This is a genomic window from Micromonospora sp. 050-3 (assembly GCF_046549335.1).
Classification (GTDB): domain Bacteria; phylum Actinomycetota; class Actinomycetes; order Mycobacteriales; family Micromonosporaceae; genus Micromonospora; species Micromonospora trifolii.
The window spans coordinates 743,639-758,833 of record NZ_JAJPVX010000003.1 but is presented as its reverse complement, the minus strand read 5'-3'; the positions used below and the strand labels follow the sequence as shown (position 1 = coordinate 758,833).

The following is a 15,195-nucleotide window of genomic DNA, read 5'->3' as shown; positions in this document are numbered from 1 at the left end:
CGTCAGTCGTCGTCGTGGTGCCCACCCTCGGCGGCCTGCTGCGCCGTCGCGTACGCCATCTGGAGGAAGTCGGACGCGGCGACCGCCGTCAGCGCCGTGGCCACCAGGCGGGTGAGCCGGGGCGCGAGCACCAGGCCACCGGTCAGCCCGGTTGCCACCCAGACCGCCAGGCAGAACGGGCAGCTCAGCAGCTCGCCGATGGCGTGCCGGGTCGGGCTGCCCGAGTCGCGGACCTGCTCCATCACCTCGCCGCTGCCGATCGGTCGGTCGTAGCGGGTGAACGGCGCCCGCAGCGGGCTGGTCACCGCGTCCTTGGACAGCAACCGGCTCAGCTTGTGCGTGGCGATGGAGAGCAGCACCACGTCGGACGGCGCGGGACGTTCCGGCACCGGCCGGCCGGTCGCCTTGACCAGGCCGGCGAGAGCCCCTGTCACCCCGGCGTAGGCGCCCATCGCCACCAGGTAGCCGCCGAGCGGCCGGTGCTCGTGCGGCGCGTACGCCCGGCGCAGCCGGGCCGCCTTCTGTCGCAGGCCAGTGTCGCTCACCCGATCTCCTCACATGTCGTGGTGGTGTGGGAACGGCGTCCCGCGTGGTCGGCTCAGCCGGCCTGGAGGTTGTCGGCGACCTCGCGTGCCAGGTTGGTGAGCGCCTCGTCGGCCAGCTGATCCGGACCGGGCCCCCCGGACCCGTCGGCCAGGTCGAGCTGGATCCGGGCGCCGCCGGAATCCGCCGGCTCCACCCGGATCTCGGCGGACCAGTCGTCGGCGTCGCCGTCACCCCAGCGGGCGCGCAGCTCCTCGCCGCTGATCTCCGCGGCGGGGCTGCCGTCTCCGCGCAGCGGCTCCGGCAGCCAGGCCGAGGCCCGGTCGGGGTCGGTGGCGGTGCTGAAGACCACCTCGGGTGGCGCGGACATGCCGCGCACGGCGCGCGCCGGCATCACGCGTCCCGCAGGCGGCTGGGATCGACCTCGCGGCCCGGGTGGCGGGCCAGGTACTCGGTCTCCAGCTCCGCCGTGCGCCGCAGGTGGTTCGCGAGTGCCGAGTCCGCCGCGTGCCGCAGGGTGTCCAGGCGGGTGCGGTGCAGGCTGTGCATCTCGCGGATCAGGTCCTCGTCGGTCAGCTCCGTCGGGTCGATGCCGAGCAGGTCGCCGTCGAGGCCGGGAGCGCCGGCCGGGTCGGCGAGCTGGTCGCCGCCCCACTCGGGCACCCGCTGCTCCGGGCTCATCTCCGCACTGCCGCTGGACGCAAAGCCGTCCTCACGTACCGATCCGGTCATGATCGCCCCCCTTGATCTCGTTTGGGCTGGCGTCTAGACGATTGCCCAGGCGTGGTGATGCCAAACCAAGCCGGCGAAGCGACGACTACGACACGGTGTCGGAGACCGGTGACGCCCCCGGTACCCTGAATGTCATGAGGCGGCTCTGGACCCCGGCGTGGATCGCGCGCCACGTGGCCATGGTCGTGCTGGTCGTGAGCTTCCTCGGGCTGGGCTGGTGGCAGATCAGCCGGGCCACCGCCGGCAACAGCCTGAGCTGGGGGTACGCGGTCGAGTGGCCGATCTTCGCCGGCTTCGTGGTCTACGTCTGGTGGCGTGAGGTGAAGCTGGCCCGCCGCAGGGCGACGGAGGCCGACGCGCCGCCAGAAGATCCGGCCGTCGAGCCGGCACCGGCGGTCACCGACGGGTCCCGACCGGCGGTACGCCGACCGGTGCGGGTGTCCCGGGTGCCGGCCACCGGCGACGTCGTCGAGGACACCGACCTGGCCGCCTACAACCACTACCTGTCATGGTTGAACGCCAATCCGGGCGCCCGGCCCGGTGACTATCCCGGCTGAGCCGGGCTCGGAAGGACGGACGAAGGTGGGCGCTGCCCTTACCCGGTACCGCGTGATCGCCTGGATCGTGGGCGTGGTGCTGATCCTGCTGGTCGTGATCGGCATGCCACTGAAGTACGCGTTCGACAACCCGGTCGTCGTGGAGACGATCGGGCCGGCGCACGGCTTCCTCTACATGATCTACCTGGTGGCCGCGTTCGACCTGAGCCGCCGAGCCGACTGGCCGCTGAAGCGGATGCTGCTGGTGATGCTGGCCGGCACCGTGCCGTTCGTCTCGTTCTACGCCGAGCGCCGGGTCAGCGCCTGGGTGGCCGCGCCGCAGCCGGAACGGGCTCCGGAGCCGGTCGCACGCTGAGCTTGCCCGACGGCCGGTGGGCCGGCACGCATCCGGCCCACCGCCACCGGGTCAGCGGTTGGGCCGCCACGGGTCCGCTGAGGCGAGCGGGTCGACCCAACTGCCGTAGCGGTTGACCTCCCGGGCCCGCAGCAGCGACCGGGTGACCTGGCCGAACTGCCGTTCGTCGTCGGCGCTGAACAGCAGCACCTCCGATCCCTGGTACCACCCCCAGAGTTCGTGCGGCGGTGGGCGCCAGCGATCGCCGACCAGGGCCAGAGCGGCCGGGAGCAGGAACACCGCGCCGAGGATCAGGTACGCCTCGGCCGTGAGGCGTTGCAGACCGCCGGTGAAGCCGAGGAGCACCCCCACGCCGCCGAGCATGCTGGCGGTGATGACGACGGCCCGGACGGCGATCCGGTCGTGCGGACCCCGGGTGGTACGCAGATGGGTCAGGTCGGCGACCCGGTAACTGTTCCGACCGGCGGTGAACCGGTCGACGGTCACGATGATGCCGGGCCGCGCGTACAGCAGGGTCGACCGAGCGCCCGGCACCGTTCGCGGCGGTCGCGTCTGTGCGCCTTCACGATTCACGGTTCCTCCCGAAGGGGACGGTTGGCCGAGTGGACCCGAAGGCGATTCATCGCTGCCTGTCGACGGGATTCCCGGCTCCGGACTTCATTGTGTTGCGGCACCGCCAGTCGACCTGGGCATTTACCGGGTCCCGACAGCTCGCCACGGCCGGGTGACATCGCCGAGAAACAGCATCCATTTCAGCTTTTATCGGTTATCGCGGCCAGGAATCCGGCGGCATACGCCCGGAACGACGAAAGTCGTATATCCGCCAGTAGGCCGCGAAAAGGGCGATGTTCCCTCGTTCGCAGGCGTCATCAGCCACGATGGCGCCACCCAGCCCAGGTGCCCGATGCGCAACTCTCCCAACTTTGACCCCTGCTTCAACTGCGAGCGACATCCGTCCCGGGTTAGGTTGGGCTAGCCGGTCCGGCTCAGTGCCGTCCGCCCGGATGGCCCCGGCCGGTGTCGTCGAGGGCGTCAGCAGCCCCGGCGGCCGTGGGAGAGGGGCCTTCCGCTCTTGTCATCCCTGAGAAATCTGCTGCGCACCGTGGCGCTGGTCGGCATGTCGGCCGCGCTGATCGCTCCGACGGCGGTGGCCCAGGCCGAGCCGTCCCCCGCCGACCTGACCCGCCGGATCGAGACGTCCTCGGCAGAGTTGGAGCGGGTCGTCGAGTCCTACAACAAGCTGCGTGAGGAGATCAAGGCAAACGAGGCCGCCGTGGCCCGATTACAGACCCGCATCGGCCCGCTCGAACAGCAGGTCGAGCAGAGCCGGGCCGACGTGGCGGAGCTTGCCTCCACCGCGTACAAGAGTGGCGGCCTGCGCACCGCGGACGCCCTACTGCGTCCCGGCGGCTCGGCCGCACTGCTGGACCGACTCGGCGCCATCGAGCAGTTGGCCCGCCAGCGGCAGGAGCGCATCTCCGGCTTCACGGCCGACCAGCAGCGACTGCTGGACGAGAAGGCCCGCCTAAGCGCGACATTGACCCGGCAGGCCGCACAGGCTCGTCAGCTCGCCGCCGGTAAGAAGCAGATCGAGCAGGACCTGGCCAAGCTCTACGAGCTGCGCCGGCAGGCGTACGGGGCCGCCACCGAGCAACCCGAGCCCAAGGCGGCGACGACCGAGGCCAAGAACGTGCCCGCCGTGTCCGGTGCTGCCGGCACAGCTGTGCGTTACGCGTTCGGCGCGATCGGCAAGCCGTACATCTGGGCGGCCGACGGGCCGAACGGCTACGACTGTTCCGGTCTGACCTCGGCGGCCTGGCGGGCGGCCGGGAAGTCCCTGCCGCACAACACCAGGATGCAGTGGAGCGCTGTCGCCCACATCGGGCGGGGCGAGCTACGCCCCGGCGACCTGGTCTTCTACAGCGGGCTCGGGCACGTCGCCCTCTACGTGGGCGACGGTCAGGTGATCGACGCTCCCAGCGCCGGTCGCAACGTGCTCAAGCGTGGCATGAACATGATGTCGATCCAGGGTTACGGCCGGGTCCGCTAACCACGATCGGTAACGGCGAACGGCCGGCGTCCCCCTATCGGACGCCGGCCGTTCGCCGTTATTACTACCAGCTCAGGCCGCTTGCAGCCCCTCGGCCCGGGCCAGCTCACGGAGCCGGCCGAGGGCCTGGATCTCCAGCTGCCGGATCCGCTCGCGGGACAGCGAGAACCGGGACGCGACCTCGGTGAGCGAGTGCTCCCGGCCGTCCTCCAGCCCGTAGCGGGCGCGCATGATGCCGGCGGACCGGTCGTCGAGGTGGTTGAGCAGCCCCTCGATGCGCTGCCGCTCCAGGCCGCTGAGGACGATGTCCTCCGGCGACGGCGCGTCACTGTCGGCGACCAGGTCACCGAGGTTCGTGTCGCCGTCGTCGCCCACCGGGGTGTCCAGCGAGACCGTGTCCTGCGACCAGCGGCGCAGCTCATTCACCCGCTCGACGGTGACGCCGAGGGATGCCGCGATCTGCTCAGGCTCCGGGTCGGCGCCCAGCTCGCGGGTCAACTGCCGGGCCACGTTGCGCATCCGGTTGACGTCCTCCACCAGGTGCACCGGAAGACGGACGGTGCGCTCCTGCTGGGCGATCGCCCGGCTGATCGCCTGCCGGATCCACCAGGTGGCGTAGGTGGAGAACTTGTAGCCACGCTCGTAGTCGAACTTCTCGACCGCCCGGACGAGGCCGGTGTTGCCCTCCTGGATCAGGTCCAGCATGGGCATCCCCGAGCGCACGTAGCGCCGAGCGATCGACACGACCAGTCGGAGGTTGGCGCGGATGAAGAGGTCCTTCGCCCGCTCCCCCTCGACGACCAGCCATTCCAGGTCGGCCCGGTCGACACCGGCGGGAACGGCTTCCTCACCGAGCAGGTGCTCGGCGTAGAGGCCGGCCTCGATCGCCTTGGAGAGATCGACCTCCTTGGCGGCGTCCAGCAGTGGCGTCCGGGAGATCTCGTGCAGGTAGACGCCGACCAGGTCGCGCTCCTCGGCAACCTCGTCGGTTCGCATGCCGATGTTCTTGTCCACGTTGCCCACGGTCCCCTCGCTCGCGCCGGTTGCCCGGTTCCTTGCCATTCCCCACACCTGTCAGCCCCTGGTAACTTCTGCTGTGCCCATCGGTGCTGACACCTACACAACAGATGAGACGTGTCGGGGATTCCTCGTCGTGAGTCGAAAGTGTCACGAATGCCTGAGTAGTACCTGAGAGCACGGTCCATGTTTGCTGTCAGCACCCCATCGGGTGGCTCGCCACTGGGCACCACGAACGGGTTACGCACCATGGCAACACCGCCCGCCGTGGGGGCACAGCGACCCGGGTCACCACTGCGATGCGATCCTGGTCACTGCCAGATACGCACCGGTGAGCCGCTCGGTTCATTCACGGGGGTGTTATTACCCCCCGGCCAGATGAACAATCCGAGGGTCCATTCGCTTCCCGGGGCCGGGGGGCGCTAGGAGGCGAGCAGGGCGAGGGCGCCGCGCACCTGATCGGCCGAGCGCGCCAGCGCGGCCCGGGCAGCGTCGATCTCAGCGCCCGAGACGAGGGCGACGAGCGCCGTCTTCAGGTCCCCGTCAGCCTCGGTGAGAGCCTGCCGGGAGAGCTCCTCCGAGCAACCGGTGGCCTCGACCAGAATCGAGATCATTCGTCCGCGGAGTTTCGCGTTGGTGGCCACCATATCGATCATGAGGTTCGAGTAGACCCGCCCCAGGCGCACCATGACGGCGGTCGAGAACGTGTTGAGCACCAACTTCTGTGCTGTGCCCGCCTTCATCCGGGTCGACCCGGTGACCACCTCGGGTCCGGTGTCCACCCCGATGAACACGTCAACCGACCGGGCGGCCTCTGCCTCCGGATTGGCGCAGAGCAGCACCGTCGAGGCGCCCTTGGCGCGGGCCGAGGCAAGCGCCCCGAGGACGTACGGGGTGCGACCGCTGGCCGCCAGACCAACCACCAGGTCCCCGGCCCGTACACAACTGGCGGCTTCGACCGCGCCGCCCCGATCGTCGTCCTCAGCATCCTCGACGGCCCGCCACATGGCGTCCGGGCCGCCCGCGAGGTGCGCGCAGAACCAGTGTCGCGGCGAGTTGAAGGTGGGGGCCAGTTCGGCCGCGTCGAGCACGCCCAGCCGGCCGGAGGTGCCGGCCCCGAAGTAGTGCACCCGGTGACCGCCGCGAAGCGCCGCGACCGCCAGGTCGACGGTGGTGGCGATCTCGTCGAGCACCGCGGCGACCGCCGCGGGCACCCGCCGGTCCGCCTCGTTGATCACGGTGAGCACGTCCCGGGTCGACATCAGGTCGAGGTCGACGCTGAGCGGGTTACGCCGTTCGGTGGGGGCGCCCACCCGGACCGTGGGGCGAGCGGGCCGTGCGGGCATCTCCGCACCGGCCGTCATGCCCGCCTCCGGTTGGCACCCACCCGGTGCGACTGGACCGCCTCGGCGGTCGCCTCCAGGGCCTTGCGGGCCCGGGCCCGGTTGCGGGCGGCCACCCCGACGAAGAGGCAGTCGACAACTGTGAGCTGGGCCAGCCGGCTGGCCGTCGCGCCGGAGCGGTAGGTGGTCTCCCGGGCCGCCGTGGTCAACACGAAGTCCGCCACGTCGGTGATCGGCGAGCGCGGGAAGTTGGTCAGTGCCACTGTCGCGGCACCGCGGGTACGGGCCTGCTCCAGCACCTCGATCACGTCGGAGGTGGTGCCGGTGTGCGAGATGCCGATCGCCACGTCTCCCCGGCCCAGGAGGGCGGCCGAGGTCAGCGCGGTGTGCACGTCCGGGAAATAGAAGGCGATCCGGCCGATGCGGTGCAGCTTCTGCTGGAAGTCCGAGGCGACGAACCCGCTGGCGCCGGCGCCGTAGATGTCGATCCGGGCGGCACCGCTGATCGCCTCGACCACCTGCTCGCAGACGGCGGGGTCGAGTTGCTCGGCGGTCTCCTCGACGGCGCGGGCGTCGTTGAACGCGATGGTGGCGATGATCTGCGCGAGATCGGCGCCGGGCGGGATGTCACCGCCGACCACTCGGGCGTCCGGCGGCTCGATCCGGCGGGCGGCCTCGGCGGCGAGGCGGATGCGCAGCTGGGGGTAACCGTCCATGCCCACCGAACGGCAGAACCGGATGACTGTCGCCTCGGATGTCTCGGCTGCGGTGGCGAGGTCGGTGATTGTCCTCCGGGCGGCGGCCGCCGGGTCGGAGACGACCAGCCGGGCGACCCGCTGCTCGGCGGGCGACAGCGATGGCAACAGCCCGCTGATGTGGACGATCAGCCCACCGGGCTCGTGACTCGCAGAAATCTTCGCACTCTTCGCCACGGATGAAACTTACTTTCACCAGGCGTGAGCGTCAACTATGACTGTCCGAGGTGGGGGAAAGTTTGATCGCCGGGATCACCGGTCCCGCACAGCCTGCCACTTCCCCAGGATCGCCGCCTCATCCGCCGGGTCGAGTCCACCATGCCGGACGGTCGCCGGGTGTGCGGCCATCCAGGACGCGGTCGCCCGAACGGTGTCGGCCAGCGGACGGACCGTCAGACCGGCGTCCAGGGCCGGTCGGACGTCCCGGTCCATCAGGCCAGCGGTCTCCGGCAGTCGCACCCAGAGCGGCAGCGCCCGCTCCCCCGACCACTCGCGTACGTCGTGGGAGAGCAGGAACTCCTGGTCGACCCAGGTGAGGGCCGCATCGGCGACACCCAGCCCGGCGGCCACACCGGCCAACAGGTCGGCCCGGGACATCGCCGGACCGGTGCCGTCGTACGTGCCTTGGAGGCGGGTGCCGGCGGCGTGCAGCAACCAACGGGCCAGATCGGCGACGTCCACGAACTGCACCCGATCGGTCGGGTGCCCGGGGGCCAGCACCTCGCCACCGGCCGACAGCCGCCGCACCCAGTACGGGAAACGGTCGCTCGGATCCTCCGCGCCGACGATCAGGCCCGCCCGGCAGATGAACGAACGGTCCACGCCCACCCGCTCCCGGACCAACTCCTCGATGCTCACCTTGCACTCGCCGTACCAGCGGTGATCCGGGCCGATCGGACCGTCCACGTCCGGCGGGGCCGGCGCCAGGATCGGCGCGTCCGCAGCGGTCTGGCCCGGCGTGGTGTGGTCCGCGTACACCGAGATCGTCGACACGAACGACCAGTGGCCGACGTGGTCGGCGAGCGCGGCCAGCGCGTGCCGGGCGTGGCTGATCTGGCGGGTCACGTCGACCACGGCGTCGAAGCCCGCGTCGGCGAGCGGAACGAGCGAGTCCGGGTCATCGCGGTCGGCCACCACGAAGCGCACCCCGGCGGGCACGGTGCCGGACACCCCCCGGGCCGCGCAGGTCACGTCGTGACCCTGCTCGACGGCGAGCCGGGCCGTCGCCCGCCCGAGGAACTGGGTGCCACCGAGAATGAGGATCCGCATCCGCCGATCCTGCGCCCCCAAGGCCCGAACAACCCAACCAATCTGCCCACGGCAGACCGCGATCATGAAGTTGTCGCCACTCCGATCGGCGTGTCACGGCAACAACTTCATGATCGACGCAGGAGCGCGGGGGGCACTAGCGTGGGCTCATGGGAGAGCGCAGCGTTTTGGTTACCGGGGGTTCCGGTGGGCTCGGCGGGGCTGTCGTCACCGCGTTCGTCGAGGCGGGCTGGCGGGTGGTCGTACCGGAGCGGAAAGCCCGGCCCGGGTCGGAGCCGGCGGCGGACGGACTGGTCCGGGTGGTCGCGGACCTGGGCGAGCCGGCGGGCGCGGCGCAGGCGGTCGAGGCTGCGGCCGGCGAACCGGCGGCGCCGCTGCGCGCGGTGGTCAACCTCGTCGGGGGGTACGCCAGCGGCGGGTTGGTGCACGAGACCCCGGTCGAGGAGTTCGAGCGGATGCTCACCGTCAACCTGCGGCCGACCTACCTGGTCACCCAGGCCGCGCTCCCGCACCTGGTGGCGTCCGGCGGCGGCGCGGTGGTCTGCGTCTCGGCCCGCGCGGCGGTCGCCCCCTTCCGTGGCGCGGCCGGCTACTCGACGGCAAAGGCGGCGGTGCTGGCGTTCGCCAACGCGGTAGCTGTGGAGTACCGGTCGCAGAACGTGCGCTGCAACACGGTTCTGCCCAGCGTCATCGACACCCCGACGAACCGGGCGGCCCAGCCGGACGCCGACCATTCCCGCTGGGTGAGCCCGGACGAGATCGCGCCGGTGATCCGGTTCCTCGCGTCGGCCGAGTCAGCCCCGACCAGTGGCGCCACAGTGCCGGTCTACGGGCGGGCCTGAGCCACCACCGGGCCGAGGTCCTCTTCGCCCGAGGCGGACGGCGGTAGCCAGGTCTCCAGGTGCGCCTGAATCTGCTCGGTCACCTCCTCGGCCGGGCGGCCCGCGTCCACCAGCACGAAGCTGGGGTACTCGGGCAGTGTCCGGTAGGCGGTGTCGGCGGCGGTCAGCCACCCCATCGTCTCGTGGTCGGTGCCGCGTTCCTCGATGCGCCGGTACGCCTCCGCCGGGTCAAGGGCGAGCAGGAAGGTCACCTGCGGCGTCGGGAACAGCCGGTAGCCGGCCCGGGCGAGCCGCTCCCAGCGCTGCCCGCCGTGCGCCCGGATGCTCGCGTACTGGCAGGCCGAGTAGCGGTCCATCACCGCCGTCCGGCCGGTGAGCAGACAGCTGATCAAGGCGATGGCGATGGCCAGCCAGCGCAGCACCGACTCCACGGCCAGCACGCCGTCGCGACCGACGAGCCGTTGCGCGTCCGGCCGGCCGAGACGGTGGGCGAGCCGGCCGAGCCAGCGGCGACCACTGGCGTTGCGGCGGTAGGTGGCGGGGCGTCCGGCGGCGGTCAGCGCGTCGGCCAACCGGTGTGCCTGCGTGGTCTTGCCCGAACCGTCGATCCCGATCAGGGCGACGGTGCGCAATCGGGCCTTGCGTCGTCGCATCCCCGATGATCTGGCCACTCTCCACAGGTTATCCGACCCACGCACCTGCTCCGCGAGGTTTGTGGTGCTTCGTCCCTGATGACGCCCGACCGCGACACCAGCAGGTGTGGACGACCGGAATGCCGGGTACCGGAGTTTGAAATCCAACCGCCGGTCCACCAACACGACGACGGAGGAATCCAGATGGCTGAGCGCGGGGACGAGAGTCTGGTGCACACCCTCAAGAAGGTCGCCGCCGTGCTCAAGCAGTCCGAGATTCCGTTCGCCCTGGGCGGCAGCTTCGCGGTCTATGCCCACGGGGGCCACTCCAGCGATCACGACGTCGACTTCCTGATCCGGGAGGCCGACGTGGAGGAGGCACTGGAGGCCCTGGTGGCCGCCGGCTTCGTCGCCGAGCGCCCACCGGAGGACTGGCTGGTCAAGGTCTTCGACGACGGCCGGATGGTGGACCTGATCCACCGCCCGATCGAGACGCCGGTCACCGAGGAGACGTTCGCCGACACTGTCATCCGGCCGGTGGACGCGATTCAGATGCCGGTGCTGTCCGCCAGCCAACTGATGGTGCACAAACTGCTCAGCTTCTCCCAGCACTACTGCGACTTCGCCCGCGGTCTGCCGCTGGCCCGCTCGCTGCGGGAGCAGATTGACTGGGAACGGGTACGCAAGGAGACGCAGCACTCGCCGTACGCCGAGGCGTTCCTGATGCTGCTGGACCGGCTGGAGGTGGTGCCGGCCGCCGGCACCCAGCCAGGAGAGGGGACATCGTGACCCACCATCGCGACATCGGCGCCGGGCCACCGGACGAGTACGTCGAGGCGGAGATCCAACGGCTACTCGTCGAGGACCCCGCCGTCGCCGAACAGGGGATCACAGTGGTTCGACGGGAACGTGCCCTGGTGCTCTACGGCGAGGTGGAGAGTCCGCACCGGCGGGAGGAGATCCTGCGTCTGGTGTCCGAGCGCTTCCCGGACGTGCCGGTCACCAGCGACATCGGGGTGATCCGCACGCAGGCGCCCACGGAGATCGAGCAACTGCCCTGAGGGAGGTTCCATGGTGATCCGGATTGCCGCTGTGGGCGACGTGCATCTGGACGAGGACGTGGTCGGCCGGTTCCGACCGGCGTTGGAGGAGCTGCCGGAGTGCGCCGACGTGCTGCTGCTGGCCGGGGACCTGACCCGGCACGGCACCGAGGCCGAGGCGCGCTGCGTGGCAGAGGAGTTCGGTGGGTTGGCCGTACCGGTGGTGACGGTGCTGGGCAACCACGACCATCAGTGTGACCAGGTGCCACAGGTGGTCAAGGTGCTGGAGGACGCGGGCATCACAGTGCTGGAGGGCAACGGCGTCGTACTGGACTGCGCGGGTGGCCGCCTCGGCATCGCCGGCGTCAAGGGCTTCGGCGGCGGGTTCGCCGGGCGGTGCGCCAGTGACTTCGGCGAGCCGGAGATGAAGGCCTTCGTGCGGACCACCACCGACAGCGCGGACCGTCTCGGTGCGGCGCTGCGCTCGCTGGACTGCGACATGCTTGTCGCGCTCACCCACTACTCGCCGGTGCCGGACACACTGGCCGGCGAGCCGTTGGAGATCTACCCCTTCCTGGGGTCGTACCAGTTGGGGCAGGCGATCGACTCGGCGCCCACGGCGCTGGCCGTGCACGGCCACGCGCACGCCGGCACCGAGCGCGGCACGACCCCCGGTGGGGTACGCGTCCGCAACGTCGCGCACCCGGTGATCAAGCAGGCGTACAGCGTCTTTCACGTTGGCGATCAACTCGACACCGACCAGGTTTCCCCAATCGGCCAGTCGGGTAGTCAGAGGTCATGGAGCTGATTCTCTGGATTCTCGCAGTCGTACTCGTGGTCGCCGGCATCCTCGCGCTGTTCCGCCGGCAGATCCTGTGGGGCATCGTCCTCATCGTCGTCGGGCTGTTGGTCGGCCCGGGTGGTGTCAGCATCTTCAATTAGCGCTCGTATTCCTTAACACCGGGACCCGCCGGGGTCGCCGCGACCGGAGCTTCGTCCTCCCGACAGGAGCACCGGCCGTGGCGATCCCGGCGCTTTTTCGTGGGTGGCCGGCCCATGGACCGCCCCCCCGCTCGGCGGTTTGAGCCGACCCACAGAGGAAATATCTTGACCATGGAGATATCTCAGGACGCGCCGGCGACCTCCGGGCGACGAGCGTGGTGGGGCCTCGCCGGGTTCGCGGCGGCGGTCTTCGTCGCCGCCGCGATCGGCGGGCTGGGCGTGCAGGGCACCACCGAGGAGTACGCGAACCTGCGACAGCCCGGCTGGGCCCCGCCCTCGTGGCTGTTCGGCCCGGTCTGGTCGCTGCTCTACGCGCTGATCGCGGTGGCCGGCTGGCTGGTGTGGCGCCGGGTCGGCTTCTCCCCCGCCCTCTGGGCGTGGACCGCCCAACTGGTGCTCAACGCGATCTGGACCCCGCTGTTCTTCGGCGCGGGGCAGTACGGGCTGGCGTTCGCCGAGATCGTGCTGATGTGGCTGGCCATCGGCCTGACCGTGGTGCTGTTCGCCCGGGTGTCCCGGGTGGCGGCGGCACTGATGCTGCCGTACTGGGCCTGGGTCACCTTCGCCGCCGCGCTGAACCTGTCGATCTGGCAGCTGAACAACTGACCGACCGGTCCCCGGCGGCGGTGGCCGCCGGGGACCGTGGCCGGAGCCGGGTCAGCAGCGGGGCACGCCGGGGATGTAGCCGTCGTGCCCGGTGTACACGTACGCGTCGGCGATGTAGCGGCCGGAGCCGATCCGGTCCCAGATCGAGCTGGTGCCGTAGGTGCCGGTGACAGTGGTGCCGCTGGTCTGGCAGGCGATGGTCACCCGGGTGCCGTCGGCGACGGTGCCCACCGAGGCGTAACCGGTGCCGGGGCCGGAGCGGACGGTCAGCGGCGTGCCGCTGGTGTCGACAGTGCCGTTGCCGCTGCCCGAGGAGCACCCGTTGTCACTGGTGTAGCTCTTGGTGCCCCAGTACAGCCCCAGGGTGCCGTTGAAGCGGACCTGGATGTCGGCGCCGTTGAGGCGCTGCTCGTAGTGCAGGTGTGGGCCGGTCGAGCCTCCGGTGCTGCCGACCCAGCCGAGCACCTTGCCGTACCCGACCGTCTGCCCGACCGAGACGTTGAAGCCGTTGAGGTGCGCGTAGTAGGTGCTGTAACCGCCGCCGTGGTTGATCCGGACGTATTTGCCGTAGCTGGTGCCACCGAGGTCGGTCACCCGGTCGACAGTGCCGGGGGCGCTGGCGACCACCGGGTCGCCGTTGTCGTCGGTGCGGTTGAAGTCGACGGCGTACGCCGGGCTGTGGTCCGACCGGGTCTGCCCGGACCAGGACTGGCCGCACGGGAACGGCACCTTGAAGGTCGGCGCGGCCAGGGCCGGAGTCGCCGGCACCAGCGCTCCCCCGACGAAGAGACCCGTCACCAGCAGGCTGATCCACCGCTTTCGCATACAGCTCCTCCTATGTCGAAAACCTTCGATCCGGTGTGCCTAGCCTGACAGATATCGTCAATCTTCGAAAGAGTCCCCAGCTTGTCCCGGGAGCGTGCCCACCAGGCAGCCCGCAGGTTTCCGGATTGTTACTCGCTCGTGTCTGACAGGGGGTGGACCGGGCCGGATGCAAGCGCTTACATGTGTGCACGCCCAATCGGACCGGCGACAGGTCACCAGCACGACCGCGCCGGCTAGGAAGGAGGACGGCATGGCGGTCTTTACCAGACCACGCCAGGCCTTCGTGATCGCCGGTGTACTCGGGCTGGCGCTCAGCGCCACCGCCTGCGGTACCGGCGACGACAAGAAGAGCAGCAATGCGGGCTCCGCGGAGTGCGCCGCATACGACAAGTACGAGGGCCACGACGGCAAGAAGGTCTCCATCTACGCGTCCATCCGTGACGCCGAGGCCGACCTGCTCGAGCGGTCCTGGTCGCAGTTCACCGAGTGCACCGGCATCGAGATCGACTACGAGGGCAGCGGCGAGTTCGAGGCGCAGCTCCCCGTCCGGGTCGACGGTGGCAACGCCCCCGACATCGCCTTCGTGCCGCAGCCGGGCCTGGTGAAGCGTTTCGCGGACGCCGGCAAGCTGAAGTCCCTCGGCGCCGACACCAAGGCCCTCGCCGAGCAGAACATGCCGGCCGACTGGCTGAAGTACGGCACCGTGAACGGGACGCTCTACGGCGTGCCGCTCGGCGCCAACGTGAAGTCCTTCGTCTGGTACTCGCCGAAGACGTTCAAGGAGAAGGGCTGGGAGGTTCCGACCACCTGGGACCAGCTCATCGCCCTGAGCGACAAGATCGCCGCCAGCGGCACCAAGCCGTGGTGCGCGGGCGTCGAGTCCGGTGACGCCACCGGCTGGCCGGCCACCGACTGGATCGAGGACGTGGTCCTGCGTACGCAGGGTCCCGAGGTCTACGACCAGTGGACCACCCACGCCATCCCGTTCAACGACCCGAAGATCGTCGACGCGGTCGACCGCGCCGGCAGCATCCTCAAGAACGACAAGTACGTCAACGGCGGCTTCGGCGGCGTCAAGAGCATCACCACCACCGCCTTCCAGGAGGCGGGCCTGCCGGTGACCACCGGCAAGTGCGCGATGCACCGACAGGCGTCGTTCTACGCCAACCAGTTCCCCGAGGGCACCAAGGTGGCCGAGGACGGCGACGCGTTCGCCTTCTATTTCCCGGCCATCGACCCGGCCAAGGGCAAGCCGGTGCTGGGCGCGGGCGAGTTCGTCGTCGGCTACGCCGACCGTCCCGAGGTCCAGGCCGTGCAGACCTACCTCGTCTCGGCTGAGTACGTGAACAGCCGCGCGAAGCTCGGCAACTGGGTCACGGCGAACAACAAGCTGGACATCGCCAACGTCGCCAGCCCGATCGACAAGCTCTCCGTCCAGATCCTCCAGGACAAGACGGGCACCTTCCGCTTCGACGGATCCGACCTGATGCCGGCCGCCGTCGGCGCGGGAACGTTCTGGAAGGGCATGGTCGAGTGGCTGAACGGCAAGGCGACCGCCCCGGTGCTCCAGGGCATCGAGAGCAGCTGGCCTAAGTGATCCCGGCGGTGGCCCGGTCCGCGTTCGCGG

Annotated in this window: 20 protein-coding genes; 10 read left to right on the top strand and 10 right to left on the bottom strand. The window is 70.3% G+C overall.

Annotated elements, in window-relative coordinates; all coding sequences use genetic code 11:
* Positions 1-2: 2 nt before the first annotated feature.
* From ACLJOK_RS31560 to ACLJOK_RS31550, 3 genes are read right to left on the bottom strand one after another with little or no spacing between them, the layout of a single operon-like run.
* Positions 3-545, bottom strand: a complete 543-nt coding sequence (locus tag ACLJOK_RS31560) for a DUF1360 domain-containing protein (RefSeq protein ID WP_196919420.1) — start codon at positions 543-545, stop codon at positions 3-5.
* Between the two features lie 53 nt (positions 546-598).
* Positions 599-937, bottom strand: coding sequence for an SRPBCC family protein (locus tag ACLJOK_RS31555; protein ID WP_238678168.1), 339 nt, complete (start codon positions 935-937; stop codon positions 599-601).
* On the bottom strand, positions 937-1,278 hold the full coding sequence (locus ACLJOK_RS31550) for a DUF6158 family protein (RefSeq protein ID WP_372471436.1): 342 nt from the start codon (positions 1,276-1,278) through the stop codon (positions 937-939). Before ACLJOK_RS31550 ends, ACLJOK_RS31555 begins: the two co-directional genes overlap by 1 nt.
* 131 nt (positions 1,279-1,409) lie before the next feature.
* On the opposite strand from ACLJOK_RS31550, the gene ACLJOK_RS31545 reads away from it, so the two are divergent.
* Positions 1,410-1,832, top strand: a complete 423-nt coding sequence (locus ACLJOK_RS31545) for a hypothetical protein (RefSeq protein ID WP_410822118.1) — start codon at positions 1,410-1,412, stop codon at positions 1,830-1,832.
* A 25-nt stretch (positions 1,833-1,857) separates the two neighbouring features.
* Positions 1,858-2,187 carry a DUF3817 domain-containing protein gene (locus tag ACLJOK_RS31540; protein WP_354945497.1) on the top strand — a complete coding sequence of 110 codons (330 nt, stop codon included), beginning with the start codon at positions 1,858-1,860 and terminating at the stop codon, positions 2,185-2,187.
* A gap of 51 nt (positions 2,188-2,238) precedes the next feature.
* Here ACLJOK_RS31540 and ACLJOK_RS31535 read toward each other — a convergent pair whose 3' ends face one another.
* Entirely contained in the window at positions 2,239-2,760 is a 522-nt protein-coding gene (locus ACLJOK_RS31535) for a DUF6232 family protein (RefSeq protein ID WP_410822117.1), read from the bottom strand.
* A 499-nt stretch (positions 2,761-3,259) separates the two neighbouring features.
* On the opposite strand from ACLJOK_RS31535, the gene ACLJOK_RS31530 reads away from it, so the two are divergent.
* Positions 3,260-4,237, top strand: coding sequence for an NlpC/P60 family protein (locus ACLJOK_RS31530; protein ID WP_410822116.1), 978 nt, complete (start codon positions 3,260-3,262; stop codon positions 4,235-4,237).
* A 72-nt stretch (positions 4,238-4,309) separates the two neighbouring features.
* Here ACLJOK_RS31530 and ACLJOK_RS31525 read toward each other — a convergent pair whose 3' ends face one another.
* The 4 genes from ACLJOK_RS31525 to ACLJOK_RS31510 form a co-directional block, all read right to left on the bottom strand.
* Positions 4,310-5,299: an RNA polymerase sigma factor RpoD/SigA gene (locus ACLJOK_RS31525; RefSeq protein ID WP_357554940.1), complete on the bottom strand. Its 990-nt coding sequence runs from the start codon at positions 5,297-5,299 to the stop codon at positions 4,310-4,312.
* A gap of 377 nt (positions 5,300-5,676) precedes the next feature.
* Positions 5,677-6,618, bottom strand: a complete 942-nt coding sequence (gene murQ, locus ACLJOK_RS31520) for an N-acetylmuramic acid 6-phosphate etherase (protein WP_145789528.1) — start codon at positions 6,616-6,618, stop codon at positions 5,677-5,679.
* Positions 6,615-7,529 (bottom strand): MurR/RpiR family transcriptional regulator, encoded by a 915-nt coding sequence (locus ACLJOK_RS31515; protein WP_410822115.1) that lies wholly within the window; start codon positions 7,527-7,529, stop codon positions 6,615-6,617. The genes murQ and ACLJOK_RS31515 overlap by 4 nt, the downstream gene beginning before the upstream one ends.
* A 75-nt stretch (positions 7,530-7,604) precedes the next feature.
* Positions 7,605-8,621 (bottom strand): NAD-dependent epimerase/dehydratase family protein, encoded by a 1,017-nt coding sequence (locus ACLJOK_RS31510; RefSeq protein ID WP_410822114.1) that lies wholly within the window; start codon positions 8,619-8,621, stop codon positions 7,605-7,607.
* Positions 8,622-8,770: 149 nt separating this feature from the next.
* Between ACLJOK_RS31510 and ACLJOK_RS31505 the strand changes: the two genes are divergently transcribed.
* Entirely contained in the window at positions 8,771-9,463 is a 693-nt protein-coding gene (locus ACLJOK_RS31505; RefSeq protein WP_410822113.1) for an SDR family NAD(P)-dependent oxidoreductase, read from the top strand.
* Here the strand turns inward: ACLJOK_RS31505 and ACLJOK_RS31500 are convergent.
* The gene (locus ACLJOK_RS31500; protein ID WP_410822232.1) at positions 9,448-10,116 is read right to left on the bottom strand and encodes a thymidylate kinase; all 669 of its coding nucleotides are present in this window, start codon (positions 10,114-10,116) and stop codon (positions 9,448-9,450) included. The two genes, ACLJOK_RS31505 and ACLJOK_RS31500, sit on opposite strands and share 16 nt — an antisense overlap.
* Before the next feature lie 78 nt (positions 10,117-10,194).
* Between ACLJOK_RS31500 and ACLJOK_RS31495 the strand changes: the two genes are divergently transcribed.
* From ACLJOK_RS31495 to ACLJOK_RS31475, 5 genes are all read left to right on the top strand, one after another.
* Positions 10,195-10,884 (top strand): nucleotidyltransferase family protein, encoded by a 690-nt coding sequence (locus ACLJOK_RS31495; protein ID WP_410822112.1) that lies wholly within the window; start codon positions 10,195-10,197, stop codon positions 10,882-10,884.
* Entirely contained in the window at positions 10,881-11,156 is a 276-nt protein-coding gene (locus ACLJOK_RS31490; protein WP_410822111.1) for a hypothetical protein, read from the top strand. Before ACLJOK_RS31495 ends, ACLJOK_RS31490 begins: the two co-directional genes overlap by 4 nt.
* Before the next feature lie 10 nt (positions 11,157-11,166).
* Positions 11,167-11,943 carry a metallophosphoesterase gene (locus tag ACLJOK_RS31485; protein WP_091405690.1) on the top strand — a complete coding sequence of 259 codons (777 nt, stop codon included), beginning with the start codon at positions 11,167-11,169 and terminating at the stop codon, positions 11,941-11,943.
* The gene (locus ACLJOK_RS31480) at positions 11,934-12,077 is read left to right on the top strand and encodes a GPGG-motif small membrane protein (RefSeq protein WP_007464364.1); all 144 of its coding nucleotides are present in this window, start codon (positions 11,934-11,936) and stop codon (positions 12,075-12,077) included. The genes ACLJOK_RS31485 and ACLJOK_RS31480 overlap by 10 nt, the downstream gene beginning before the upstream one ends.
* 171 nt (positions 12,078-12,248) lie before the next feature.
* Positions 12,249-12,743, top strand: a complete 495-nt coding sequence (locus ACLJOK_RS31475; protein WP_410822110.1) for a TspO/MBR family protein — start codon at positions 12,249-12,251, stop codon at positions 12,741-12,743.
* Positions 12,744-12,794: 51 nt separating this feature from the next.
* On the opposite strand, the gene ACLJOK_RS31470 is transcribed toward ACLJOK_RS31475, so the two are convergent.
* Positions 12,795-13,568, bottom strand: a complete 774-nt coding sequence (locus ACLJOK_RS31470; protein WP_410822109.1) for a peptidoglycan DD-metalloendopeptidase family protein — start codon at positions 13,566-13,568, stop codon at positions 12,795-12,797.
* Positions 13,569-13,818: 250 nt separating this feature from the next.
* On the opposite strand from ACLJOK_RS31470, the gene ACLJOK_RS31465 reads away from it, so the two are divergent.
* Positions 13,819-15,165, top strand: a complete 1,347-nt coding sequence (locus ACLJOK_RS31465) for an ABC transporter substrate-binding protein (protein WP_238678180.1) — start codon at positions 13,819-13,821, stop codon at positions 15,163-15,165.
* Positions 15,166-15,195 lie beyond the last annotated feature (30 nt).

What these genes read in the sequence shown, in the direction of transcription:
- ACLJOK_RS31555 (WP_238678168.1), bottom strand. Translation starts at nt 937, where the DNA reads ATGCCGGCGCGCGCCGTGCGCGGCATGTCCGCGCCACCCGAGGTGGTC.
- ACLJOK_RS31545 (WP_410822118.1), top strand. Translation starts at nt 1,410, where the DNA reads ATGAGGCGGCTCTGGACCCCGGCGTGGATCGCGCGCCACGTGGCCATG.
- ACLJOK_RS31525 (WP_357554940.1), bottom strand. Translation starts at nt 5,299, where the DNA reads ATGGCAAGGAACCGGGCAACCGGCGCGAGCGAGGGGACCGTGGGCAAC.
- murQ (WP_145789528.1), bottom strand. Translation starts at nt 6,618, where the DNA reads ATGACGGCCGGTGCGGAGATGCCCGCACGGCCCGCTCGCCCCACGGTC.
- ACLJOK_RS31510 (WP_410822114.1), bottom strand. Translation starts at nt 8,621, where the DNA reads ATGCGGATCCTCATTCTCGGTGGCACCCAGTTCCTCGGGCGGGCGACG.
- ACLJOK_RS31505 (WP_410822113.1), top strand. Translation starts at nt 8,771, where the DNA reads ATGGGAGAGCGCAGCGTTTTGGTTACCGGGGGTTCCGGTGGGCTCGGC.
- ACLJOK_RS31500 (WP_410822232.1), bottom strand. Translation starts at nt 10,116, where the DNA reads ATGCGACGACGCAAGGCCCGATTGCGCACCGTCGCCCTGATCGGGATC.
- ACLJOK_RS31495 (WP_410822112.1), top strand. Translation starts at nt 10,195, where the DNA reads ATGACGCCCGACCGCGACACCAGCAGGTGTGGACGACCGGAATGCCGG.
- ACLJOK_RS31485 (WP_091405690.1), top strand. Translation starts at nt 11,167, where the DNA reads ATGGTGATCCGGATTGCCGCTGTGGGCGACGTGCATCTGGACGAGGAC.
- ACLJOK_RS31480 (WP_007464364.1), top strand. Translation starts at nt 11,934, where the DNA reads ATGGAGCTGATTCTCTGGATTCTCGCAGTCGTACTCGTGGTCGCCGGC.
- ACLJOK_RS31475 (WP_410822110.1), top strand. Translation starts at nt 12,249, where the DNA reads ATGGAGATATCTCAGGACGCGCCGGCGACCTCCGGGCGACGAGCGTGG.
- ACLJOK_RS31470 (WP_410822109.1), bottom strand. Translation starts at nt 13,568, where the DNA reads ATGCGAAAGCGGTGGATCAGCCTGCTGGTGACGGGTCTCTTCGTCGGG.
- ACLJOK_RS31465 (WP_238678180.1), top strand. Translation starts at nt 13,819, where the DNA reads ATGGCGGTCTTTACCAGACCACGCCAGGCCTTCGTGATCGCCGGTGTA.